General features: G+C 68.7%; 20 protein-coding genes. 8 read left to right on the top strand and 12 right to left on the bottom strand.

Going from position 1 to position 23,847, the window contains the following annotated elements; translation table 11 throughout:
- Nucleotides 1-42: 42 nt before the first annotated feature.
- Nucleotides 43-894, top strand: coding sequence for an NAD-dependent epimerase/dehydratase family protein (locus OERS_RS03700; RefSeq protein WP_231907846.1), 852 nt, complete (start codon nucleotides 43-45; stop codon nucleotides 892-894).
- 83 nt (nucleotides 895-977) lie between these two features.
- On the opposite strand, the gene OERS_RS03695 is transcribed toward OERS_RS03700, so the two are convergent.
- A complete protein-coding gene (locus tag OERS_RS03695; RefSeq protein ID WP_083201203.1) occupies nucleotides 978-1,949 on the bottom strand; it encodes a class I SAM-dependent methyltransferase in 972 nt (323 codons plus the stop codon).
- Nucleotides 1,950-2,138: 189 nt separating this feature from the next.
- Here OERS_RS03695 and rfbB point away from each other — a divergent pair, with 189 nt between their 5' ends.
- Nucleotides 2,139-3,137, top strand: a complete 999-nt coding sequence (gene rfbB, locus OERS_RS03690; RefSeq protein ID WP_068624540.1) for a dTDP-glucose 4,6-dehydratase — start codon at nucleotides 2,139-2,141, stop codon at nucleotides 3,135-3,137.
- 47 nt (nucleotides 3,138-3,184) lie between these two features.
- A complete protein-coding gene (gene rfbD, locus OERS_RS03685; protein ID WP_068624538.1) occupies nucleotides 3,185-4,042 on the top strand; it encodes a dTDP-4-dehydrorhamnose reductase in 858 nt (285 codons plus the stop codon).
- 154 nt (nucleotides 4,043-4,196) lie between these two features.
- Here rfbD and OERS_RS03680 read toward each other — a convergent pair whose 3' ends face one another.
- The 9 genes from OERS_RS03680 to OERS_RS03640 all read right to left on the bottom strand — a co-directional run bounded on the left by OERS_RS03680 (nucleotide 4,197) and on the right by OERS_RS03640 (nucleotide 15,523).
- On the bottom strand, nucleotides 4,197-5,147 hold the full coding sequence (locus tag OERS_RS03680) for a glycosyltransferase family 2 protein (protein ID WP_248948330.1): 951 nt from the start codon (nucleotides 5,145-5,147) through the stop codon (nucleotides 4,197-4,199).
- 11 nt (nucleotides 5,148-5,158) lie between these two features.
- Entirely contained in the window at nucleotides 5,159-6,277 is a 1,119-nt protein-coding gene (locus OERS_RS03675; protein ID WP_068624533.1) for a glycosyltransferase family 4 protein, read from the bottom strand.
- Complete coding sequence (locus tag OERS_RS03670) at nucleotides 6,264-7,511, bottom strand: ABC transporter ATP-binding protein (RefSeq protein ID WP_068624532.1); 1,248 nt, start codon at nucleotides 7,509-7,511, stop codon at nucleotides 6,264-6,266. Before OERS_RS03670 ends, OERS_RS03675 begins: the two co-directional genes overlap by 14 nt.
- Nucleotides 7,508-8,389, bottom strand: a complete 882-nt coding sequence (locus OERS_RS03665; protein WP_197487106.1) for an ABC transporter permease — start codon at nucleotides 8,387-8,389, stop codon at nucleotides 7,508-7,510. The genes OERS_RS03670 and OERS_RS03665 overlap by 4 nt, the downstream gene beginning before the upstream one ends.
- Nucleotides 8,376-9,434, bottom strand: coding sequence for an NAD-dependent epimerase/dehydratase family protein (locus OERS_RS03660; RefSeq protein ID WP_068624621.1), 1,059 nt, complete (start codon nucleotides 9,432-9,434; stop codon nucleotides 8,376-8,378). Before OERS_RS03660 ends, OERS_RS03665 begins: the two co-directional genes overlap by 14 nt.
- Nucleotides 9,435-9,494: 60 nt before the next feature.
- Nucleotides 9,495-10,697, bottom strand: coding sequence for an alginate O-acetyltransferase AlgX-related protein (locus tag OERS_RS03655; RefSeq protein WP_082849183.1), 1,203 nt, complete (start codon nucleotides 10,695-10,697; stop codon nucleotides 9,495-9,497).
- Entirely contained in the window at nucleotides 10,694-11,965 is a 1,272-nt protein-coding gene (locus tag OERS_RS03650; RefSeq protein ID WP_282956059.1) for an acyltransferase family protein, read from the bottom strand. The genes OERS_RS03655 and OERS_RS03650 overlap by 4 nt, the downstream gene beginning before the upstream one ends.
- Nucleotides 11,962-13,860, bottom strand: coding sequence for a rhamnan synthesis F family protein (locus OERS_RS03645; RefSeq protein WP_068624527.1), 1,899 nt, complete (start codon nucleotides 13,858-13,860; stop codon nucleotides 11,962-11,964). Before OERS_RS03645 ends, OERS_RS03650 begins: the two co-directional genes overlap by 4 nt.
- Nucleotides 13,861-13,933: 73 nt before the next feature.
- A complete protein-coding gene (locus OERS_RS03640; protein WP_068624525.1) occupies nucleotides 13,934-15,523 on the bottom strand; it encodes a DUF2142 domain-containing protein in 1,590 nt (529 codons plus the stop codon).
- Nucleotides 15,524-15,723: 200 nt separating this feature from the next.
- Between OERS_RS03640 and OERS_RS03635 the strand changes: the two genes are divergently transcribed.
- The 4 genes from OERS_RS03635 (at nucleotide 15,724) to OERS_RS21925 (ending at nucleotide 21,301) form a co-directional block, all read left to right on the top strand.
- Nucleotides 15,724-16,170: a GtrA family protein gene (locus OERS_RS03635; RefSeq protein ID WP_068624524.1), complete on the top strand. Its 447-nt coding sequence runs from the start codon at nucleotides 15,724-15,726 to the stop codon at nucleotides 16,168-16,170.
- A 198-nt stretch (nucleotides 16,171-16,368) separates the two neighbouring features.
- Nucleotides 16,369-16,884, top strand: coding sequence for a hypothetical protein (locus OERS_RS03630; RefSeq protein ID WP_068624522.1), 516 nt, complete (start codon nucleotides 16,369-16,371; stop codon nucleotides 16,882-16,884).
- Nucleotides 16,881-19,277 (top strand): LGFP repeat-containing protein, encoded by a 2,397-nt coding sequence (locus OERS_RS03625; RefSeq protein WP_139107683.1) that lies wholly within the window; start codon nucleotides 16,881-16,883, stop codon nucleotides 19,275-19,277. Before OERS_RS03630 ends, OERS_RS03625 begins: the two co-directional genes overlap by 4 nt.
- 1,157 nt (nucleotides 19,278-20,434) lie before the next feature.
- Nucleotides 20,435-21,301 (top strand): LCP family protein, encoded by an 867-nt coding sequence (locus OERS_RS21925; protein ID WP_248948324.1) that lies wholly within the window; start codon nucleotides 20,435-20,437, stop codon nucleotides 21,299-21,301.
- 70 nt (nucleotides 21,302-21,371) lie between these two features.
- On the opposite strand, the gene purE is transcribed toward OERS_RS21925, so the two are convergent.
- On the bottom strand, nucleotides 21,372-21,944 hold the full coding sequence (purE, locus tag OERS_RS03615) for a 5-(carboxyamino)imidazole ribonucleotide mutase (RefSeq protein WP_068624517.1): 573 nt from the start codon (nucleotides 21,942-21,944) through the stop codon (nucleotides 21,372-21,374).
- Between the two features lie 3 nt (nucleotides 21,945-21,947).
- Nucleotides 21,948-23,183, bottom strand: a complete 1,236-nt coding sequence (locus OERS_RS03610; RefSeq protein WP_068624515.1) for a 5-(carboxyamino)imidazole ribonucleotide synthase — start codon at nucleotides 23,181-23,183, stop codon at nucleotides 21,948-21,950.
- 101 nt (nucleotides 23,184-23,284) lie between these two features.
- Here OERS_RS03610 and OERS_RS03605 point away from each other — a divergent pair, with 101 nt between their 5' ends.
- The gene (locus tag OERS_RS03605; RefSeq protein ID WP_082849181.1) at nucleotides 23,285-23,818 is read left to right on the top strand and encodes a GtrA family protein; all 534 of its coding nucleotides are present in this window, start codon (nucleotides 23,285-23,287) and stop codon (nucleotides 23,816-23,818) included.
- Nucleotides 23,819-23,847 lie beyond the last annotated feature (29 nt).

Below are 23,847 nucleotides of genomic sequence, written 5' to 3'. Positions count from 1 at the left end.
ACGGAGGTCGAGCGCTTTCCTCACATGCGGCAGAATGACTGCGTGACTCGGATTCTTGTGACAGGAGCAAACGGCTACATCGGGGCCCACGTGGTCAAGGCCTTGATGCGTGCAGGGGCCACGGTCGTGGCCGCGGACCGGTCGCCGGATGCCTCCACGCGATATCCCGAGGGTGTGGTCGCGGTCCCGGGCGACATCTTCGCGGACCCCGAAGGGCTGTTCGACCGAGCGGGGAAGCTCGACGTCGTCGTGCATCTCGCGTGGGAGAAGGGCTTCGTCCACAACGACCCGGTCCACATCCGCCGCCTTCCAGACCACCTGCGCTTCCTCGAGGCTGCGATCGCCGCGGGGGTGCCGCAGCTGGTCGCCCTCGGGACCATGCACGAGGTCGGCTACCACGAGGGTGCGATCGACGAGTCGACCCCGACGGCCCCACGCTCGCTGTACGGCATCGCCAAGGACGCGCTGCGACGCAGCCTGGGAGTGGTGAGCGAAGGCAAGGGCGTGACCGTCCAGTGGCTGCGCTGCTTCTACATCCACGGCGACGACGAGCGCGGCAGCTCGATCTTCGGCAAGATCGCCGCGGCAGCACGGTCCGGCCAGCGGGAGTTCCCCTTCACCAGCGGGAAGAACCGGTACGACTTCATCGAGGTCGACGAGCTTGCCGAGCAGATCGCCGCGGTAGCCCTGCAGACCCGTGTCACGGGGGTCATCAACTGCTGTACCGGAGAGCCCGTGTCCCTCGCAGACGAGGTCGAGGCGTACATCGCGCAGCACGGCTACGACATCACGCTGGCGTACGGGGCGTTCCCCGACCGCGCCTACGACTCCCCGGGCGTGTGGGGCGACGCGACCAAGATCCGGCAGATCCTCGAGGCCGATCCCTCGATCTGAGCGATGCCTCCGGCCACGCCGCCACCTGCACCGGGCGTCGACCGGAGGCGTGGACCACCCGGAACGGGCCCCGGCGCCCGGGATCAGCCCTTGCCCGGGTCCGTCGGCCGGAACGCACGCTTGGCGGCCCGCAGCGGAGTCACGACGGCGTTGCCCACCCGCCACGTGGCCGAGTCACGGAGCCTTCGCTCCGCCTCGAGCGCTGCCGCCTCGTGGTAGGCGATGATCTCCTTCGCAGCACGGAGCTCGTCCTCACGGTCCGCGAGCGTGCGACGGAGCTGTTCAACCTCCTCGCGTGCCGAGACGATCGTGGGGCTCTCTGCCGGGGCGACGACAGGCCCCGCAGGCAACGGCTCGACCTGCGGCGGCGTCTCGCCGGGCACGGCTCGACGGGCGGACAGGACGAACTGATAGCCGAGCGCCAGGGGCTGGGCACGCACCCAGTCGACGACCTCCTGGGGCAGCAGCGCGGGGTCGACGTCGACCTCGGTCGCCAGAGGATCGGCGGTGGTCATCCATGCGGCGGAGACGATGATGCCGGCGTCGGTGAGCAGGTCCTGGAGGGTGTCCCAGGTGACGAACCGGACATGGGTCTCGTCGAGCAGTCCGAGGGGCGTGTAGTTCCAGCGCCCCTGCAGCAGCCCAAGTCGTAGCGACCCGTGAGCGACGTTGGGGATCGAGATCACCAGGGTCCCGTCCTCGGCGAGGACGGAGAGCGCCCCGGCGAGAACCCGCGCCGGGTTGCGGACGTGCTCGAGCACGTCCGCAAGGACGACGACGTCGAAGGCCTCGGCACCGAACTCCGCCGCATAGTCAAGGGTCTCCGCGTCCGCGACGACCACGGATGCGAGGTGAGCCCGGGCTTCCTCGGCCGCCACGGGGTCCAGCTCCACCCCGCGCACGATGCACTCCTTGTCCTTGAGCGCATCACCCAGGTATCCCGCAGCGCAGCCGACGTCGAGCACGCGGCTCCTGGGTGGGACCATCCCGACGAGGAGGCCATGGCTCGTGTTGGTCTCTTGTGGATCGAAGTCGAAAGCGTACTTCGACGGCATGGACGGTCTCCTTCGACGAAGGGAAGCGCGGCTGTGCGCAACCGGAAGATGACGAGCAGCCGAGCGATCGATGTCGGCAAGCGTACTCACACGTCGAGAACACGACGTCACCCCCGACCTGGGGCGCACGGGGCCATCCTTCGGTTCGGTAGGCTTGCAGGCCACACCACGTTCAGGAGGAACACCCCCATGCGTCTGCTCGTCACCGGCGGAGCCGGCTTCATCGGATCGAACTTCGTCCACCAGACGGTCCGGGAGCGTCCGGACGTCCAGGTCACGGTCCTCGACGCGCTGACGTACGCAGGGGACAAGTCCTCCCTGGCCTCCGTCGCGGACACGATCACCTTCGTCGAAGGGGACATCGCTGACGCGGCGCTCGTCGACGGGCTCGTCGCCGCCGCCGACCTCGTCGTGCACTTCGCCGCTGAGTCTCACAACGACAACTCCCTCGACGACCCGTGGCCGTTCGTGCAGACGAACGTCATCGGCACCTTCACGCTGCTCGAGGCGGTTCGTCGTCACGGAGTGCGCTACCACCACATCTCGACCGACGAGGTGTACGGAGACCTCGAGCTGGACGACCCCGAGCGGTTCACCGAGAACACGCCCTACAACCCTTCGTCGCCGTACTCGTCCACGAAGGCGTCGAGCGACATGCTGGTGCGCGCCTGGGCGCGGTCGTTCGGTGTGCAGGCCACGATCTCGAACTGCTCCAACAACTACGGCCCGTACCAGCACGTCGAGAAGTTCATCCCGCGCCAGATCACCAACCTCATCGACGGGGTTCGCCCCAAGCTCTACGGCGCCGGCCTCAACGTCCGCGACTGGATCCACGTCGAGGACCACAACTCTGCGGTGTGGGCGATCATCGACGGTGGCCGGATCGGCCAGACGTACCTCATCGGTGCCGACGGAGAGGTCAACAACCTGGACGTCGTTCGGACCCTCCTCGAGATCTTCGGCCGCCCCGCCGACGACTTCGACCACGTCAACGACCGTCCCGGCCACGACCTGCGCTACGCGATCGACTCGAGCCTTCTGCGGACCGAGCTGGGTTGGACCCCCCGCTACACGGACTTCCGTGCCGGGCTGGAGGCGACAGTGACCTGGTACCGCGAGAACGAGGCGTGGTGGCGTCCGGTGAAGGCTGCCACGGAAGCCAAGTACGAGCTCTCCGGCCAGGCCTGAGCGTCCCTTCACCATCGCCGGCCCTGGCCAGGACGAGGAGTACTGACATGCAGTGGATCGTGATCGGCGCGGCCGGGATGCTCGGCCAGGACGTCGTCGCACGCCTGGAGGGTGAGGGTCGGTCGGTCGAGGCGCTCGACCGGGCCGACCTCGACATCACCGACACCGGTGCGTGCGATCGGCTCCTCCGTGGCGCTGACGTGGTCGTGAACTGTGCAGCGTGGACGGCTGTCGACCTGGCCGAGGAGCGCGAGGCCGAGGCCTTCGCCGTGAATGCGACAGGCGCCGCAAACCTTGCGCGTTCTGCATCGTCTGTCGGCGCGCGGCTCGTGCAGATCTCTACCGACTACGTGTTCGACGGGTCGGCGCGCACTCCCTACGCCGCGGACGCACCGCAGAACCCCGCGACGGCCTACGGGCGGACCAAGGCCGCAGGCGAGTGGGCTGTCGCGGCCCTCGGCTCCCGGCACCTGATCATGCGGACCGCGTACCTGTACGGGGCCGGCGGCGTGTGCTTCCCGCGGACGATCGTGAAGCTCGCGGCGGAGCGGGGCGGGCTGGACGTGGTCGACGACCAGCACGGCCAGCCGACCTGGACGGTCGACGTCGCCGACCTGGTGCTGCGTGCGGTCGACGCCGAGGTGCCCGGCGGCGTCTACCACGCGACGTCGCAGGGCAGCGCCTCCTGGTTCGAGTTCGCGGCTGAGGCCGTAGCAGCAGCGGGGATGGACCGAGGGCTGGTTCGCCCGACGACGAGCGAGGCCTTCGTACGCCCTGCTCCACGTCCGGCATACTCGGTGCTCGATCACGGGTCCTTGCGGGCGGTGGGGGTCGAGCCCATCGGCGCGTGGCAGGAGCGTTGGAGCAAGGCTGCCGGTTCGGTCCTCGCTGCGACCCGACACTGACACCTTCGGGCGCGCCGATCCGGCGCTCCCGAAGGCACGACGCAGCCCGTCGAGCGGGCCATCGCACCCTGGCCCGTCCCGGCCCACGTCCAGCGCCCCGGAACAGGACACGAACCTGGCTCCGAGTGCTGATGTGCGGATCCGCCGCGAGGACCTAGCGCTCGAACAGCGCGTCCAGCCCCCCTTGCGCGGCGAGCCGTCGGCGAGCCGCGCGGGCAGAACGCCGCTCGACGGGCATCCGCCGACACGCCTGTGCCAGGGCACGGATCCGCGCACGCAGCAGTTCCGGTCGCTCGTCGCGGCGCAGGACGTGCCGCAACGGTGCGACCACTTGACGTGCGAACGCCCTGACGACCACTGAGAACGGTGCGTAGCGCGCGAACACGAGCAACGCGTTGCGGTTGTTGTAGTAGCGGAACAGGGCGCTCGTCGAGTCGGAGCTCTGCGCGTGCCGGTGCCACGCCACAGCATCCCGGTGGAACAGGATCCTCCATCCGCCCGCGCGCAAGCGCCACGAGAGGTCGGTGTCCTCGTAGTACAGGAAGAGCGAGTCGTCGAACTGACCCACCTGGTCCAGCGCGGCCGTCCTCAGCACCGCCGCGCCCCCGCAGAAGCCGAAGACGTCCTGCGGAGCCGACAACCGGTTCAACGGCGTGAGCCAGTCCCGATCCGTCGCCGAGCCGGCCCGTGAGACCACGTTCCCGGTCGAGTTGACCAGGGGGGCGCCTTCGCCAGTCCGGCCTTCCAGCAGGAGCAGGGCCGTGACAGCACCGACGTCGTCGTTGCCCGGCTCCTCGAGCAGCTCGATCATCCGTCTGACGGCATCCGGTTCGAACCGCGCGTCGTTGTTCAGCAGGACGACGTACGGCGCTCGTAGATCGTGAAGCCCAGCGTTGACTCCACCGGCGAATCCCCGGTTGGTCGCGTTCTGCACCAACCGGACGGACGGGTACTCCCTGCGCAGGAGATCCACGGAGCCGTCGTGCGAGGCGTTGTCTACCACCACCGTCTCCAGAGAACCCGGCGGAAGGTCCTGAGCGACGAGCGAGTCCAGGCACGACCGGAGGAGCGCCTCACCGTTCCAGTTGACGACGACGGCCCTCACCAGAGGTGCGGTCACGAGATCACCTCTTGGTAGACCGTTGCCGTAGCCGTCACTGCCGCGTCCCAGGTGAACCGCGAGCTGTTCACACGTCCTGCAGCGGACAGCTCGTCATGCCTGTCCCCCGTCGCGAGAAGCAGTGCCTCGGCCAACGCCGGGACGTCCAGCGGATCGACGGCCAGTGCGCTCGGACCGCAGATTTCCTCCATCGAGGTGCCACGCGATGTCACGACGGGAGTGCCGTGTGCCTGCGCCTCGAGCACAGGGAGGCCGAAGCCCTCCCACACTGACGGGAAGCAGAAGGCACGTGCCCCCGCATACGCCGCCTGGAGGTCGTGCTGGCTCAGCTTGCCCAGCCGATGCACCCGGTCGGGGCCGTTCACCTCGACGGCCCTGTTCACCTCGTCCGCGGTCTCGCCCCACCCCGTGGGTCCGACGAGCACGAGATCCAGGTGGGTGCCGTCCGACCTGAGCTCCGAGTAGGCCCGGAGCAACGTCGGCAGGTTCTTGCGCGGCTCGAGAGTTCCGACCCACAGGAGGTAGGGGCGCTCGAGCCCGTTGCGTCGCCGGAAGTCGGCGACGTCGTCCGCGGAGATCCGCTCGGACGTGACACCGTGCGGGACCACTCGGACGCGGCCGCGCTCGATACCTGCGGACACACAGTCTCGAGCCGTGGCCTCGGAAGGGACGATCACCACCGCTGCCTCCTCACGCGTGATCGCGAGCGCGTCCCGGAAGTAGGCCGCCCCGTGCTTCGTGAAGTGCTCGGGCTCGCGCAGGAATGCGAGATCGTGCACTGTGACCACGAGCGGGACGGGGGCCGGCGGAATGGCCCACGTGGTGGCATGGACGAGGTCGAGATCGCGCCCACCAGGCACCCGGGGTGTGCGCAGCCGGCGCCAGGACTCGTACAGCACCCTTCTCGGAAGGCGAGACATGCTGATCGGGACCCTCGGGTCCAGCCCCTGGAGCTCCCCCGCCGCGCCGTGGGCCCGGATCCCCCGTACGCGTGCGGCACCCGAGCGGACGAGGCCGTTGGCGAGCTCACGGACGTAGGTGCCGGAACCGCCGGGCACGGGCTGCCACAGCTGCTCGACGACCAACGCGACCCGTGGGGTGCTACTTCGTGGCATCGACGACGTCGTTCCTCGGGGAGGTGACCATGGGGCGCGGCGGTGTGAGCCGTTCGAAGTGAGATCCGAAGACCACGTATCCACCCGACTCGGTGCGCCCCGTGGGCACCACCGTGAAGGTCAGCCCGCGCAGGTAGCCGTCGATCAGGTGCGACGTCCCGGGCCCCTGGATCGACGCGGACAACGTGTAGGTGTCCGGACGCAGGGGCAGGCTGGGAATCACCACGTCGATCGACCCGTCACCCGGATCGATGCTCTGGGGCACGTAGTCGGAGTCCTGGGCGTGATGTCCCCAGATGAGACGGTCGTCGAGTGTCTGGACCGAGACACCGAAGACTGGCCGTTCGATGGTTGCCGACGCCGTGTAGTGCAGGCGGATCCGGATCTCGTCGCCCGTCCGGCACGTCCGCGCGTCACGGCCGTCGGGATGGAGCCATTCCATCCGGGTGATCTGGGCGTCACCCGATCCGATACGAGCGCCACCTCCCTCGACGGGCTTGGCAAGGTGTGCTGCCTCCGAGTACTGCTCGATGACCTCGCTGACCGGTCCGGTGCCCTTGAGCTCACCGTGCGAGAGCCAGGCGGCCTCGTCGCAGAAGCTGCGCATCTGCTCCAGACCGTGGCTCACCACGACGACCGTCCGCCCCTCCCGACGGAAGTCGGCGAACTTTCCCATGCAGCGCTCTTGGAACTCCGCGTCCCCCACCGCCAGGATCTCGTCCACCAGAAGGATCTCGGGTTCGACGTGGATCGACACCGCGAACCCCAGTCGCACGTACATGCCGGACGAGTAGTTCTTGACCGGTTGGTCGATGAACGCCCCGATGCCGGCGAAGTCGACGATGTCGTCGAACTTCCGGTCGACCTCGTGTCGATTCATGCCGAGGATCGAGCCGTTCAGGTAGACGTTCTCCCGCCCGGTCAGCTCAGGGTGGAACCCGGATCCCACCTCGAGCATGGCGGCCATGCGTCCACGGCTCGTGATGGACCCCTGGTTGGGGGTCAAGATCTTGGCGATGCACTTGAGCAGCGTCGACTTGCCCGAGCCGTTGTTGCCAAGGAGACCGAAGGTCTTGCCCTCCGGGATCTCCAGCGCGACATCTCGGAGAGCCCAGAAGTCCTCGTACTGCGACCGGCGACGGTCGACGAACAGCGACTTCAGGGACTGGCTCCGGTTCGTGTACATCCGGAACGTCTTGGAGACGTTGTCCACGGTTACGGCTGACGTGCTCACAGTGCCTCCACAATCCGCGCACTGTGCTTGCGGAACACCAGGATCCCAGCAGTCAGTGCAAGTACAGCCCACGCAAGGCAGCCGAGCCACACCCCGAGAGAGGGGGCGGCGAAGTCGTACAAGATGCTGCGGTACGCCTCGACGTAGAGCTGCGCAGGATTCAGTCGTGCGATCTGTGCGAGCGGGATCGGTTCACCGCGGAACTCCCACCCCTCGTCGTAGAGATCGTTCTGCACGGTGACCAGCAATGTCAGCGGAAAGACGATCCCCGAGATGTACAGCCAGATCTGGTTGAAGATCCCCCAGAGGTACGACAGGTCGCGGAAGTAGACCATGCCCAGTGAGAGGACGAGGCCGACCCCGGTCGCGAACAAGCCGGTCAGCAGCACGACTCCGAGGAGCAAGGGGACGAAGGGCAGGACCCCTGGTCCCCCGACGAAGAGCACGAGCACGACCAGGATCGCGATCTCGGGAAGGTGGTTGATCGTGTTCGCGACCATCTCCGAGACCAGCAGCACCCAGCGCGGGAAGTACACCTTGGTCAGCAGCGCGGTGTTGGACGTCAGGGAGTTCATGCCCGACATGATCGACCCGGAGAGATAGCCCCAGGCGATGACTCCGATCGCGATCCACACCGCGAACGAGGTGATTCCCGAGTTCGTGCCGGGTGCGACACCACCGCGCATCACCAGTCCGAACACGAGGGAGTAGATGGCGATCGATGCGAGCGGGTTGAGCAGCGACCACACCCGCCCGAGCATCGTGCGCTTGTACTGGGAGCTGAGCTGACGTCGCGCGAGGTTCCAGATCAGGCCGATGGTGTGACGGAACTCTTCACTCCCCGTGGGCTCGGCCACCCCTCTGTCAATGCTGCTCACTGCCATCGATCCAATCGCACAGTCGGCCAATCCCTCGTTCCACCGACATGGCAGGACGCCATGCCAGCACGGCCTTCGCCGCTTCGATGTCTGCCACGCCCGAACGCACGTCCCCCTCACGGAACTGTCCGGTCACGTGCGGCGCCGGGGCGCCGTACCTCTTCGCGACCATGGTCGCGAGCTCCATGATGGTCGTCCCCTGCCCTGACCCGATGTCGATCGGGTCGGTGGTCGGGGCGACGAGGTCCGTCCCTGCGACGATCGCGCTGGCCACGTCGTCGATGTAGACGAAGTCCCTGACGATCTCGCCGTCCTCGTAGACCGGGATCGACTGGCCCGCCTTGGCCGTCCGGGCGAAGAGCGGGACGATCCCGGTGTAGGGATTGGTCAGCGACTGACCCGGCCCATAGACGTTCTGCAGGCGGAAGAGCACTGCGGCCACTCCCATCGAACGGCACCAGGCGGACACGAGGTTCTCCTGGCACAGCTTGGTGGCCCCGTAGACGCTCGACGGCGTCGCATGGACGTCGTGCGACCGGTGCGGCAGCGGTTCGAGCCCCGGGAAGACCCACTGGTGCGCCGTGAGCATCTCGCTCGAACGCTGGCCCGGAAAGGTGACCTCCCCGGTGACGGAGTCCCGCCACGCCCCTTCGCCGTAGACCGCGCGGGACGACGTCAGGACGATGGAACGTGGTCGGATCCCACGGCGCGCCAGCGCGTCGAGCATGCGGGTGGTACCCACGACGTTGACCATTCCGTGCCGGCTCGCCTCGCTGAGCGACTGAGCAGTCCCGGTCTCTGCGGCGAGGTGCACGATCACGTCAGGGACGAACCGATCGAGAAGCCCTTCCCAGTCCGCGGCCTCCGTCACGTCTCCGACGACGAGCTCCACCCTAGGGTCGAGCCCCTCCGGTCGTGACCGGTCGGAGTGCACCTGCGGATGCAGGTTGTCGATCGCCACCACCTGGTCGAAACGGTCTGCCAGGGAAGCGGACAGTGCGCATCCGATGAAGCCTGCACCACCTGTCACCACACACGTCGTCATCGATCCGTACTCCCTCCACACATCTGGCATGCGCCCCACCGGGGCCCTTCCACCAACACGTCAGCTGAGGATCGTGGGTGGCTGCAGGCTCAGATATCTCTCCGTCAGCTCGAAGACGACCAGGTCGGCACCGGACGTCCGTGCGGCGTGAAGAACATTGGCGCGCTGGCTCGGATCGTCCAGGTGGTGACGGATCTGGAACGTCGACTCGAACGAGCCTGCCCAGAACGCCGACAGGGCGGTTCCTTGCGAGTCACCCACGACGAGCGCCTTCTTGGCAATCTCTCCGCCGGTGGTCGTCACGGGGAGCTCGAGCAGGTCGACACCACCGGGCCAGGAGAGCTCCGACTCCGTCCCGTCGGCCGCGGTGCGGGTGGTGACCACCGGGTCTGGCTCAAGGGTCGGAACGGTCCAGTCGTCCCGCGGCGCCTCGACGCCCCACTCGGCGAACTCGTTCGGCGGGGCCTGCCTCTCGATCTCGACGACCTTCCCGCTCACCAGCCCGTCGTAGTCGGAGTTCGGGTACAGGTCCTGGAGGCACTCGCTGATCGACTCCCAGGCTACCGACGCGCCGTACGGGGTCCAGTGGCTGTTGACCGCGCTGTAGACCCACTCGTCCTCCGCTGCGTCCTGCAGAGCGCTGCGGACGTCCACGATCGGGAGGTCTCCGGAGACCTCGAGCAGCTGGTCGAAGTGCGTCAGGCCGCGCAGGGGCTGCGCCCAGTCGGGCAGCATCTCCGGGTAGACGGAGCCCGACGAGGGGGCGACGACAACGATCAGGTCGGTTCCCTCGCGCGCGAGCCCCGCCTGCAGATCGTCGAAGTAGTCACGCCACTGGTCTCGCTGCTCGTCGAGCCAGGGAGCCCGGCCGAGCATGTCCGAGAAGTTGTTGGCCTGGATGTCGGACCAGAAGACGAAGCCGTCTCGTCCTGGCACTCCCGGGTACGGCAGGTCTGTCGTGTTCGCGGCGAAGACAGCTTCCGACTCGGGTGTCTTGGGCCCTGTCCAGATCGTCGGGTCTCCAGGGACGACCTCGGATCGGCAGGCCTCAGGGGTGCTCGCGGCACCGACCGCCTCGGCGTCGAGCCATCCTCGTGTCGTGGCGACACCGAGACCAGCCATGAGTGCCGAGAGCACGACGAGCGTCACGAGCGGGATGTAGGAGCGACGCGGCAGCAATGGCGTACGCGGGCGGACACCAGGCGCTGACGAGGTCGTTGGAGCGGAGGTCTGCTCACCCGCGCCCTGCAGGGGCTCGCTCATGACTGTCCTTCTGCTGACTGCCGCTGCTTGCGCATCCGGCTGGCGTACGGCGTCGACGAGTAGTCGACGTTGACGAGTTCCTCCCGCAGGAACGTGGTCGCGGGCCTCATGCGGGCGATCCCGCGCTCGAGGAACCGAGGGGTCCAGTTCTTGAGGCTCATCGCAGGAGACTCGATGAGGTGCCACGAAAGATAGGCCAGCACGTGCGTCGCGACGATCACCACGACGTGGTAGACCGCCCACCCGTAGTCCTGCAGGCCGAAGAATGCACCGAGAGTCATGACCGGCCAGGCGGTGATGTAGATCCCGTAGCTGAAGTCTCCGTGCTTCTCCCAGTTGGTGATCCGACCACGCACGGCGAACCACATGAGGAAGTAGAGGAACCCGAACTGGCCGATGACGTTCCAGCCACCGTACGCGTAGGTGAGCGCGCTGAAGATCAGGGCTCCGATCGCGAGACGGTCGTCGACCGGGATCTTGTCACCGAAGAGCGTGAAGAGGACCCCGAAGCAGAAGGGCGCGAGGAACATCAGGAGGAAAGGGTCCGAGAAGATCGGGTTGACGGACCACAGGGTGGCCGCACCGGACCACTGCATCGCGTTGAGCCCCAGGATCACGGCACAGAAGATGCCGCCGACCATGCGGTTCGCCAGCGCGCCGAAGAGGCCGAGTATCGCAACGATGATGTACGCCAGGAACTCGTACCTCAGCGTCCAGGCCGACCCGTTCCAGTCGTAACCACCGTGCAGCTGCGCATAAGGCAGCTCCGCGCCCATGCCAGCGATGTTGCGCTGTCCCAGGTCCAACCACATGTTGTTGGAGAAGTAGGTGAGCGGTGACTCGTAGTTCACACCCCAGTAACCAGCGATCGAGCCGGTCGTGTGCCACCAGGCGATCGGGGCGAAGACCAGGACGACGAGGAGGAGAGTTGCCCAGAATGCCGGGAAGATACGGAGGCAGCGGCGCCAGAGGTAGCGCCAGATGGTCGACGAGCCCATCCGCGAGCGTGCGATGAGAAACCCGCTGAAGAAGAAGAAGCCTGCGACCGCGACGCCACCGATCGACTGCTCCGAGCTGATCTGGACCCCGAGGTCATGGCCGCCGTAGAAGCCGGCGATCGGGCCGGCGTGGCTGAAGATGACAAGGAATGCCATGAGCCAGCGCAAGAATCCGATGCTGTTTGCTCGGGGGTCGAACGCTTCGACGAGCGAGAGCGGCCCCCCTTGCAGGCGCAGCTTGCGGGGGACTGAGAAGACACCTGCGGTCACGTGAGGTCCTCGTCCTGGCTCGCCGTAGCAGCGGGGCCGCCCTTGATCCCTCTGGCCAGGTTCCCGGGAATTCGTCGGACCCCTCGCACTCCCCGATAGGCCGGCCGGAGCATGCTGGCGACACGGGGGTGGCGCAGTGCCACCGAGCGCTTGATCGCGACGAGCACGTTGGGGAGACCGGTGATCGACTCCAGGTACTCGTTCTGCTCGGTGATGGTTCCGGGCAGCCGCGAGCTCAGTGCGCTGAGCTTGTACTCGAGGAAGTTGTAGTTGATGGCAGCGTTCGTCGTGTTGATCACGGTGTGCACCATGTACCGCTGCGACAACGCCGAGTAGCTGAAGAGTCGCTCGACCACGTGGGCCAGGGAGCCGTCGGCGTACTGCCCCTCCAGCGGGAAGTCGCTCCAGGTGAACTGTGCGTCGAGCAGCGGACGGAGCGCATCAGGACGGAAGTAGAACATCGAGCCGTACGGCGACAACGGGGTGGTCGCGTCGAATGCGACATCGATTCCCAGTCGCTTCGCGAGCGCCATGGCCGGCTTCTTGTTGGCGTACCAGGCCTTGCCCAGCGTCGCGTAGCCGATCTGCACCACGGGAGGGAACACCATGCCGACCGACTCGTCGTCGCCGAACAGGTCGAGGACGTTCTGGACGTACCCCGGGGAGCTCAGCAGGTTCTCCATCAGGTGACGCTTGAACCACTCACCGATCGTGAACCCGTCCTGGGCGGACTTCTTGGAGTGCAGCTTGAGCATCACGTCGTACTTCGGGTCCAGGAGGACGTCCCGCAGCCCGATCAGGAAGGCGGTGATGTCACGACCACGGTTCGACTCGAGCACCCGGACGTCGAACTGCTCCCGTCCACGAGCCAGGAGGCGGCGCTCGATGAACTCCTTCTTGAGCGTGTCCGTGGTCGTGATGTACAGGTCGTACGGGACCGGGACGTGATCGATGGAGTCCATGAGCTCGTCGATCATCGACTCGTAGAAGACGTGCACCAGGACGGCCATCGAGACTTCGGAACCGCTCCCGCCGCCGACCGGCACGTCGGGGAGCACGTGCGTCAGGGTCATGTTCGTCGATGCGACCCGTGGCTCTGCCGAGTGCGAGATGTTCTGCCAGACGAGCCGCACCGGATAGTCCGTGGTCCGCAGCTTCTCGATCATGTCTCGCCCGATGACCGCGTTGTCGTTCATGTAGAGCGGGTCCTGGAAGAAGAGACGGCGCTTGACGATCGGGCAGCGATCGTTGAGCAGCAGGACCGGCGTGTCGATCGCCGGGTGGCTGGTCGGGTAGTTGCGCTCGGGGAACGCCACCATGCTGCCGTACCCGAGCTCTTCGAAGTGGTGGGTGAACCGAGCCTCGTGGTTGTCGACCGAGTCGTTGTAGGTCGCGATGGGGGGCATGGTGTCCCAGTACGCCCGGAACGCGTCGGTGTCGAAGAGCGACCGTCGGACCGCGATCCAGTGGGACTGGATGTGGCCGTGCATGGTCCTCTTCGCGGCGAACGGGTGCGGTGTGACCTCACCGTGGTCGGTGAGGCCCCAGAAGTCGACGTTCCAGGTCTCCGACCGCTCGAAGACCTCGGCGAACGGGTAGACCGGACCGAAGAACGTGTAGTTGAGCAGCACGAGCTCGTCGTACTCGCGCAACCGGTCGGCGCCGAGCCTCGCGAGCCCCTCCAGGTAGCCGCCGACGTCGAGTCCGACGTTCTCTCTCTCGACGATCTCCGCGACGAAGGGCGCGACCCGCGCTCGGGAGTCCTCGTCGAGCGGACCGTTGGACACGAAGATGATCGTCTCGACGCTGCGCCCCAAGTCCTCGAGGCAGAACGGGATGTAGTCGTCCACATGACCGTCAGCAGCCCAGAACAGGTAGATGGCAACGCGCTTCAATCGATTCCTCCGTATGGCGAGCTCGCTCGGCAAGGCCGCGCCGAGGACTGCATGATGCTACCCCAACACCACCCTACGGCCGGGCGCCCACCGGCCCGTCTTCCACGACCGGCCGCCGCCCCGCAGAGGGGGCCGGCGCCTTGCTCACGTGCTCAGGAGCTTCGAGCCCGCGAGGACCCCGAGCACCCTCCAGCGCCACGATGAAGATCGTCAGCGCGATCACGTAGAGGACGACAGCCGGCATGAAGCCGAGGTTCGACGACCACGCGGGCTCCGTCGTGGCATAGGGTCCGCTCGCTCCGACGGCATACCTCCTCGCAGCGCCGTAGAACGCCAGCGCTCCCGCCCCCCCGAGGGCTGCGGTCATCCCGCGGGAGAGGCGTGCCGCCGTCGGTTCCTCGCCCTCGTCCCCCGGCGCGAGGATCCAGGCCGCGAGCAGAGGGAGGCCGATGGCGATGGGGAGGGTGTAGCGCCCTTGCCAGACAAGACCGGCGTCCTCGGCCCCTGGGAGCTGGACGAGCATCGGACCGACGACCACACCGACGAAGAGCACGCCCAGTGCCACCTTGGCCGCCACCTGCCCACGGCGCTGGAGAGCGAGCGCGGCCAACATCCCGAGCGACAAGGTCCACACGAGCAGGGTCAGGAGCGGGACCGGCGAGTCGAACCACCCCAGGTTCCCGATCATCTGCTCGTACTGCTTGCTCAAGGAGAGCACCATGTCGGTGACCGCCAGGACCTTGTCCCCGTAGGCCGGCCACAGCCCCTCCCCGGTGAGCAGCGTCCCGTACCGCACGGACCACAGGACCGAGGGCAAGGACACGACCGCCACGTAGGCGAAGGATCCCAGGACGAGCCGTCGTCGTTCGCTCCACAGGATCCGTGCCCGCCCGCTGCCGAGCAGGCTGAGCGTGACGATCACCAGCGCCCAGAGGGGAGAGAGACCTCGGACGTTCGCCAGGACGGCGAAGCTCACCGCGGCGATCACCAGTGCGTGTCGGGGGATGCGACCTCTGGCACCGAACACGGCCCAGCTCGACGCCCACGCCGCGAGCGCGGCCGAGATCTCCAGCCCGTTGGGATTGATCGTCGAGAACAGGAACAGTGCCATCGGAGTGAGTGCGCTGATCGCCCCCCACCAGACGATCCGGCTCGCTCTCACGGCACGGAGCGCGACGAGACCCGCGACGACGAAGGCCGTCGACACCGCAGCCGACACCAGGCGCATCGCCAGGATTCCCGGGTCGGCGGGGAGCAACCGGGAAGGCCAGCCGACGAGCGCGTAGTACAGCGGCGGGTAGTGTCCGGCAGCCGTGTATGCCTCCATGATCGTCGTGTGGTCGTCCAGGACGGCCGGCATGCAGGAGGCAGGCTGCTCCGGGAGTGTCGCGTAGCAGTTGAGCCCTGGCACGACGGCGTAGTCGGCAGGGACGTGGACCATGGTCAGCGCGCCCGGCACCATCCAGGTCGTGGGTCGAGGACCGACGGTTCCCGTGAGCTGCCCTCGGGCGACCGCGACGGCCTTGATCGTGTGACTGGGTTCGTCCGGCGAGGACATCGCCGGCGTCGCGACGGCCCACAACGCGCACATCGCGAAGAAGGAGGCCGTGATGACGAACCACCGCAGACGCACCGCTGCGACGGCTGTCAGCGCCCGGATCACAGGGCGACCACGCGGCGGGGCGTAGCTCGGGAAGAGGAGGGCGCCTGTCGAGGTCGCGGAGCCATCTGGCGGTCCGGCAGACCCCGAGGTCGAGAGGACGTCATGCGGTCACCTTATTCTGGGTCGACCGGCCGGGCGATGTCCGAGCCAGACTTCTCGGCCGCCTGGCCGAGGAAGTGGGACACGAGAGGTGGAACCAGATGCCCGACGAACGTCCGGGTGACAGCGCGAGAGCCTCGGTCCCCCCTGCCGTCGGACCGAGGAGCGCGGTCCAGCGGCTCGTGCGGCACCCGCTGGTGAAGTACCTCGTCGTCGGCGGGCTGTCGTTCCTCGTGGACGCGGGCCTCCTGTGGGTCTGCACCTCGCTCCTCGGGTGGGCCGTGTGGCTCGGAGCGACGATCGGGTTCTGGACCGGCGTGCTGGTCAACTTCACGCTCAACAGGATCGTCATGAATCGCGACAAGAGCTCGCTCCTGACCCAGACGAGTCGGTACGGCGTGCTCCTGGCGTTCAACTACCTCGTGACCCTCGGAATTCTCCACCTCACGACCTCCTGGGGCGTGCCGGTGGTGGTCGCGAAGACCGCGATCGTCGCAGGAAGCACGTGCTGGAACTACGTGCTCTATCGCGTGTGGGTCTTTGCCTGAGCACGGACCCCGGCCAGGTTCGTCTCACGGCGCGCCTGCGAGGCGACAAGTCTCTTACCACGTAGCGTGCCAGAAAGCGACCCTCTGACCTGCCTCCTTACGGGGTTCTCACATCGTCGTCGGCACGTCCTTCGATCTGTGCGTCCCGCGCGCGCCGCGAGCTGTCGCTGAGCACACCGCCGACAGAGAGACCTGACCATGGCCAGCAACACATCACTCACAGGCGTCGCCCTCGTCCTTGCCCTCGCGCTCGCCGTCGGCGGGTGCGCGGTGGACGGCCAGGTCACGCCCGGGGCATCGGAGTCGACGGGCACCGTCCCGACCGAGGCACCCCCGACGGAGACGACCACCGACCCACCAGAGATCGATCCGACGACGCCCGCACCGACCACGCCCGCGGAGTCGGGGAAGCCGGTCGTCGGTGGCGTGGGCGTCCTGATCTCCAACGCGAGCTGGGCTGCGGAGACCGGGGTGACCGTGCGCGGATATGCCGACACGATCGACGCTGCGGCGACCTGCACCCTCGACCTGTCGAAGGCTGGTACCACCCGGAACGTCACGTCCGAGGCACTCGAGGGCCCGACCACCATGTCCTGCGGCGAGCTGATCGTCGGATCGGATGCCCTCTCCTCGGGGGACTGGACGGCAGTCCTCTCCTACAAGTCGACGACCGCGTGGGGCTCCTCCGCCCCCGTGGTCGTCACCGTGCCGTGATCCGCGGAGCGTCGAGCACGAGGCGCTTCCGCTCCCTGGTCGGCGCACTGGCCTCGCTCGTGATTCTCCTCGCCGGAGCACTCGTCTCCGCGGGACCGGCGTCCGCGGTCTCCGGTTCGGACTTCAATCCCGGTTTCATCATCTCGGACGCCGTCTTCTACGACGCCGGGGCGATGAACGCGAACCAGATCCAGTCGTTCATCGACTCGAAGGGTGCTCGGTGCAGCCCGGCCGCCGGGAACACCTGCCTCAAGAACTACCAGGAGTCGACGAACACGATCCCCGCCGACAGCTACTGCGCGGAGTATCGGGGCGCCGCCTCGGAAGCGGCCGCGCAGATCATCGCCAAGGTGGCGGCTGCCTGCCGGATCAATCCCCAGGTCCTCCTGGTCACGCTCCAGAAGGAGCAAGGACTGGTCACCTCGACGGCTGGCAAGCCCGCCGCCACCTTCCGACGCGCCCTCGGGTACGGATGTCCGGACAACGCCGGCGGATGGTGCGACCCGAACTACTCGGGGTTCTTCGTCCAGATGCAGCGCGCCGCCCGCCAGTTCCAGATCTACAAGGCACGGCCCACCAGCTACTCCTACGTCGCGGGCAGGACGAACACGATCCTGTACCACCCGAACACGGCGTGCGGGACGACCCAGGTCTACATCCAGAACCAGGCGACCGCGGCGCTCTACAACTACACCCCCTATGTCCCCAACGCGGCCGCCCTCGCGGCGGGCTACGGTACGGGCGACTCGTGCTCGAGCTATGGGAACCGCAACTTCTTCCTGTACTTCGGCGACTGGTTCGGCTCGTCCGGTCTCGTCATCTCGCCCTACATCTGGGACTGGTACCAGAACCCGACGAACAAGGCGGGCGCAGGCGAGCCCACGACCCCGGCCTCCGTCACCGCAGGAGGCATCCGGCAGGGCTTCCAGGGCGGAACGGTGTACATGTCGGGAATGTTCGGCGTACAGCTCGTCCCGGCAGGGCTGCTCAACCTGTATTACGACGCGCTGGGCGGCCCCCCGGGGGCCCTGGGATTCCCGACCGGTGCGTACTCGGCCCCGGCGGGCGGGCTGTCGCAGCCGTTCCAGAACGGCACCGTCTTCATCTCCGGGGGCTCCGGCTTCGCCTACGTCTCGGGCTGGCTGCTGGACGTCTACCAGTCCAAGGGCGGTCCTGCGGGAGCCCTGGGATTTCCGACGAGCCTGGGCTCGGTGAACACCGGTGGGCTCACGCAGTCGTACCAGGGCGGGACGGTCTGGATCTCCGGGAGCGCCGGCATCCAGACCCTCAGGCCCGAGATGCAGGGTGCGTTCCTTGCCGCCGGTGGGCCGTCCGGGCCGCTCGGCTTCCCCACGGGCGCGCAGACCTCCGTCGGCGGGATGGAGATCCAGCCCTTCCAGGGCGGTGTCATCGCCGGCCGCAGCGGTGCGTTCTACGCGGTGTCCGGATGGATGATGGACGTCTACCGGACGAACGGTTTCCCCTCGGGCAAGCTGGGGCCGCCCATCGGGAACCAGCGGTGGGAGGCTGGTGGGATCGTCCAGTCCTTCGAGGGCGGGACGATCTACATCGCTGGTTCCACCGGGATCCAGGTGGTACCGACCGCGGTGCAGTCCGTCTACTCGGCGAGCAACGGTCCGACCGGTCCGCTGGGCTTCCCGACCGGTCCCGCCACGTCGGCGAGCCCCGTCACGTTCCAGCCGTTCCAGGCGGGGGTCGTCTACACGGACGGGACGGTGGGCGGTTACGTCTCGCGAGGGATGATGGCCGACTTCTACGGGTCGCGCGGTGGGTACAACGGCTCGATGGGCCTGCCCGTCGGCAACACCGAGCTCGTGGGCGGCGGGATCACGCAGGCGTTCAAGAACGCGACCGCGTACATCTCCGGCTCGGGGGGATTCCACACCAACCCCGCCGGTGGTCTCGCCGAGATGTACTTCCGGTCCCTGGGAGGTCCGACCGGGACTCTCGGGTGGCCTGCCGGGTCGGAGCAAGGCGTCGCGGGCGGGATCGTCCAGGCGTACACGGGCGGCACGATGTACATCTCGGGCGGAACGGGGTTTCACTACTCGTCGGGCTGGATGGGAGACGTCTACAAGCAGCTCGGTGGGCCCGCGGGTTCCCTGGGGTTCCCGATCTCCGGCCCCTACTGGGAGGCGGGCGGGATCGTCCAGTCCTTCCAGGGCGGGACGATCTACATCGCCGGCGGCACGGGGATCCACACGGTACCCCCGGCGATCCAGGCCGCGTACGCGTCGAACGGCGGCCCCGCCGGAACGCTCGGATTCCCGGTCGCCGCGGCCGTCGTCTCCGGGACCGTGACGACCCAGCGGTTCCAGCACGGCAGCATCGCGGTGGCGTCGGACGGAACGGTGACGGTCACCCGGGGCTAGGCCCGCGCCGCGCACGGGCCTCGCACGAGGCGGAGGTGCTCCCGTCGCCCACCGTGGCACGGGTCGCCTCCGCCTCGGCAAGGCTTGCGGGGCAGATCCACGGTCTCTACGAGACCTCCACGTCGCACCCTCCGGCGCGCCGCCAGGTGGCCGGGACGACGACCTATGCTCTTGAACCGTGACCTCTCGTAGCTGCTCCTCGCTCGACGTGGCCGGGGGGCCTCAGGAACCGACGATCCGTCGGTCGACCTTGCGCACCTCGGCCCTTCGCGCCACCGGGCGCCGTGATGCACGCCGCGGGCTCGGGACCCACGGGCGCGCTTTGCCCGTTCTGGCCTCGTCGAGTGGCAACATCTCCTTCATGACGGTCTCGTTCGGAACCCGCCTCGACGCCCGGGTAGGGGTCTCCCCGCTCGACGACCTCTCACCCGTCGGGACCTGAGGCGAGCATGAGTCACGAGGAGTCAGGGCGCACTCGCCCACCCAGCTTCACGCCGCAGTCGGGGCGCGCGGTCCGTCCGCCCAGCGTGGGTGACGCGATCGCCGTCGGCTCCGACGGCGCGCGACCCGCCCCACAGAAGCCGGGCGAGCACCTTGCCCCGGACGTCCCGCTCGCCGCGGAACCCCGGATCAAGCGCCAGTCCTCTCGCGCACCGGACAGTGCTCCGTCCCGACCGGGCACCCCGCCACCCGCGGTACCGGTGCGCCCGGTCGGCTCGACCCGCGCCGAGAGACCGCGGGCGTCGGCTCCGCAGCCGTCCGCAGCACGTGGCGAGGCGCCACCGTCGGTCACACCGTCACGTGGAAGGCAGCAGCGCCCCCCGAGCGCGCCTGTGCGCTCCGTGGGGGCGCAGCAGCAAGGTGCCGGGGGAACGGCCGGACGTCCGGCAGCGGTCCAGCCGACCCAGCGACCACGCCCCACGACGCCGGGCCAGGCGACGCGTGGCGCCTCCGCGACCACCGCGCGCAGCGGTCGCGCCCCCGGCTCCGCTTCGCCCCGGCCGGGAGCGGGTTCGCCCCCGGGGGCTCGTCCCCCGCTCGACCGGCCGTCGAGCCCGCGTGGCGGCTCGGGCTTCCGACTGCGGAAGGGACGCCTCGCCGCCGTCGTCGGGGTCTTCGCGCTCGTCCTGCTCCTTGCGTGGCCTGTCGGGTTGCTCGTGTGGGCCAACGGGAAGATCCAGCACGTCGACGCGCTCTCCGGTGCGCCGGGCACGGCCGGCTCGACCTATCTTCTGGCCGGGTCCGACGCTCGTGGTGGCGACGGGATCGCCGAGGACGGGACGGAGGGCGCTCGTACGGACACCATCATGGTCCTGCACAAGCCTTCGAGCGGGCCCGCCGCGCTCATCAGCCTGCCCCGCGACACCTTCGTCGACGTCCCCGGCAAGGGACCCGCGAAGCTCAACGCCGCGTACTCCTGGGGTGGGGCCCCTCTTCTCGTCCAGACCGTCGAGGGCCTGACCGGTCTGACGGTGGACCACTACGTCGAGATCGGCCTCGGCGGGGTCTCGAACGTCGTCAACTCGGTCGGGGGCGTCGAGCTGTGCCTCGACTACGACGTCAACGACCCCAACAGCGGGCTCGTCTGGGCCGCCGGGTGCCACGAGACCGACGGAACGACCGCGCTCGCCTTCGCGCGCATGCGCTATGCGGACCCCAAGGGCGACATCGGTCGTGGCGAACGCCAGCGGCAGGTCGTCGGTGCCGTGAGCCAGAAGGCCGTCGACGCGAGCCTGCTCGTCAAGCCCGGCGACCAGGTCGCGCTGATCGGCGCGGGCCTCGGCGCGATCGAGGTCGACGAGAAGACGGGAATCGTCGACCTCGGCAAGCTCGCCCTGGCCTTCCGCGCTGCCAACGGCCCCGACGGCATCACGGGCACCCCGCCGATCTCCAACCCGGACTACCGACCGGGTGGCGTGGGATCCACCGTGCAGCTCGACCCCGACCTCAGCCCTGCGTTCTGGGCCGACGTCCGCGACGGCAAGCTGCCCCCGGGTGTCGTGGGCGGGCTGCCGCAGTCCTAGCTCGTCGCCGGCCGGCCGCAGCGGGGCGTCCCGATCTCGGAAGGCCCCGCTGCCGATCGCTAGGGACCCCCTACGCCCCGAACCCCGTCCGGCGCTCCCCCGCGACCGAGGCACGCAGCGCGGCGCCCTTGGCGTGCGCCTGCTCGCTGAGCCCCTCCTGGAAGGCGACCATCTTCTCGCGCAGGCGCGCTGCGTCGTCGTCCACGCCCGAGGCCAGGATGCGCGCAGCGAGCAGGCCCGCGTTGCGCGCGCCCCCGATCGAGACGGTCGCGACGGGCACACCCGCGGGCATCTGGACGATCGACAGGAGCGAGTCCATGCCGTCGAGGTAGCGCAGGGGCACGGGGACCCCGATGACCGGCAGGGGCGTCACGGCCGCGAGCATGCCGGGCAGGTGTGCTGCTCCCCCGGCGCCCGCGATGACGACCCGCAGGCCGCGCTCGGCAGCGCTGCGACCGTAGTCGATCATCTCGGTGGGCATGCGGTGGGCCGAGACGACGTCGACGTCGATGGCCACGCCGAACTCGCGCAGCGCGTTCGCGGCCTCCTGCATGACGGGCCAGTCGGAGTCGGAACCCATCACGATCCCCACGACGGGGGTGCCGGTCACCGTGTGCGTGCTGGTCGCAGCGTTCTCCGTCATGTCTCAGGCCTTCGTCTCGTCGGTGGTGGGGTTCTCGGGGAGGGACTCGCCGCGCAGCAGCGCGGCGGCCCCCAGCGCCCGACGGCGGACCTCGCCCAGGTCGTGCCCGCTCACGTTCACGTGGGCGAGCTTGCGGCCCGGGCGCACGTCCTTGCCGTACAGGTTGACGCGCGCGTCGGGGAAGGCGCCCAGGACCGCGGGCAGGGCGTCGGTCAGCCGGGGCAGGCTCGACCCCAGCACGTTGGCCATGACGGTCCACGGGGCCGTGGGCGAGGTGTCGCCGAGCGGAAGGTCGAGGACGGCGCGCAGGTGCTGCTCGAACTGGCTCGTGACCGATCCGTCGATGGTCCAGTGTCCCGAGTTGTGCGGGCGCATCGCGAGCTCGTTGACCAGGACGCGGCGCACCGGACGGCCGTCGCCCGTGCTGTCGAGCACCTCGAACATCTCGACCGCGAGCACGCCCGTCACGTCGAGCCCCTCGGCGATCGCGACCGCGGCGGTCCGGGCCTCCTCGGCCTCGGCCTCCGTGAGGTCGGGCGCGGGCGCGACGACCTCGGAGCACACGCCGTCGCGCTGGATCGACTCGACCACGGGCCAGGTGCGGACCTCGCCGCTCGGACGGCGGGCCACCAGGACCGCGAGCTCGCGCGTGAAGGGGACCTTCTCCTCGACGAGGAGCTGCGGTCCGCCCGCGGCCGCCGCCGCGAGCCAGTCCGCGGCCTCGTCGGCCGACGACACGACGCGCACGCCCTTGCCGTCGTAGCCGCCGCGCGAGGTCTTGACCACGGCCTGCCCCCCGACCTCGGCGAGGAACTCGACGAGCCTCGCGTGGCCCGCCTCGGGGTCGACCGGCAGGGGTGCCCAGCGCGGGCACGGGGCCCCGAGCTCGGTGAGCCGCCGACGCATGACGATCTTGTCCTGCGCCTGGACCAGTGCGTGCGGCGCGGGGCGCACCGGGGTGCCGTGCGCGATGAGGTCGGCAAGCAGGTCGTTGGGCACGTGCTCGTGCTCGAACGTGAGGACGTCTGCGGGGGGCCGACCGTCGGTCGGGGCGATGAGCTCACGCACCGCGGCCTCGTCCCCGGCAGCGCCCACCGGGGCGTCGGTCACGACCTGGGCCGCCGACGAACCGGGAGCCTCGACGAGCACCCGCAGGTGCACCCCGAGCTCACCGGCCGCAGGGGCCATCATGCGGGCGAGCTGCCCGCCTCCGACAACGGCGATCACTGGTGCTGACACGTGTACCGAGGGTAGTCGCTCGGCACGGCTCCGGCCGACCCGTCCCAACAATCGGTTGCTCCTGGCAATTGTTCCCAGGTCGACGGCGTACCCTGCCGACCATGTCCAGCCAGGTCGACGAGCTCGTGCTCGAACCCGCCAGGGCGTCCACCGTCCGTGAACCTGCAGTTCGCGGGCCGGTCGACGGCCGCCCTCGTGGGGCGCTGCGCCGTGCGCGCGTCGCCGCGCGGCTCCTCGAGCTCGGACGCTTCAGCTTCGTCGGGACGATCGCGTTCTTCGTCGACCTCGGCGTCTTCAACCTCCTGCGGTTCGGCCCCTGGGAGGCGCTCAGCTCGAGCCCCCTCGAGGCCAAGGCGTTCGCCGTCGTCGTGTCGACCCTGGTCTCGTGGCTCGGCAGCCGCTACTGGACGTTCTCCGACCGGCGCACCACGCAGCGCACGCGCGAGCTGGTCGGCTTCCTGCTCGTCAACGCCGTCGGCATGGCCATCTCGGTCGGGTGCCTCGCCTTCTCGACGAGCGTCCTGGGCCTGACATCGCCGCTCGCGGAGAACATCTCCGCGAACGTCGTCGGGCTGGCCCTGGCCAACGTCTTCCGCTACGTGAGCTACCGCAGGTTCGTCTTCACGGGAGCCTGACCGGGCGCGGCATCCCGCCGATCACCGGA

This window comes from Oerskovia enterophila, assembly GCF_001692445.1.
Lineage (GTDB): Bacteria > Actinomycetota > Actinomycetes > Actinomycetales > Cellulomonadaceae > Oerskovia > Oerskovia enterophila.
Note: the sequence above shows the minus strand (reverse complement) of the source record. Positions and strands in the feature narration are given on the sequence as shown.

Bases quoted from the DNA above. Each gene is read 5' to 3' on its own strand.
- OERS_RS03675 (WP_068624533.1), bottom strand. From the start codon at position 6,277: ATGCCACGAAGTAGCACCCCACGGGTCGCGTTGGTCGTCGAGCAGCTG.
- OERS_RS03635 (WP_068624524.1), top strand. From the start codon at position 15,724: ATGCCCGACGAACGTCCGGGTGACAGCGCGAGAGCCTCGGTCCCCCCT.
- OERS_RS03695 (WP_083201203.1), bottom strand. From the start codon at position 1,949: ATGCCGTCGAAGTACGCTTTCGACTTCGATCCACAAGAGACCAACACG.
- OERS_RS03630 (WP_068624522.1), top strand. From the start codon at position 16,369: ATGGCCAGCAACACATCACTCACAGGCGTCGCCCTCGTCCTTGCCCTC.
- rfbB (WP_068624540.1), top strand. From the start codon at position 2,139: ATGCGTCTGCTCGTCACCGGCGGAGCCGGCTTCATCGGATCGAACTTC.
- rfbD (WP_068624538.1), top strand. From the start codon at position 3,185: ATGCAGTGGATCGTGATCGGCGCGGCCGGGATGCTCGGCCAGGACGTC.
- OERS_RS03660 (WP_068624621.1), bottom strand. From the start codon at position 9,434: ATGACGACGTGTGTGGTGACAGGTGGTGCAGGCTTCATCGGATGCGCA.
- purE (WP_068624517.1), bottom strand. From the start codon at position 21,944: ATGACGGAGAACGCTGCGACCAGCACGCACACGGTGACCGGCACCCCC.
- OERS_RS03605 (WP_082849181.1), top strand. From the start codon at position 23,285: ATGTCCAGCCAGGTCGACGAGCTCGTGCTCGAACCCGCCAGGGCGTCC.
- OERS_RS03655 (WP_082849183.1), bottom strand. From the start codon at position 10,697: ATGAGCGAGCCCCTGCAGGGCGCGGGTGAGCAGACCTCCGCTCCAACG.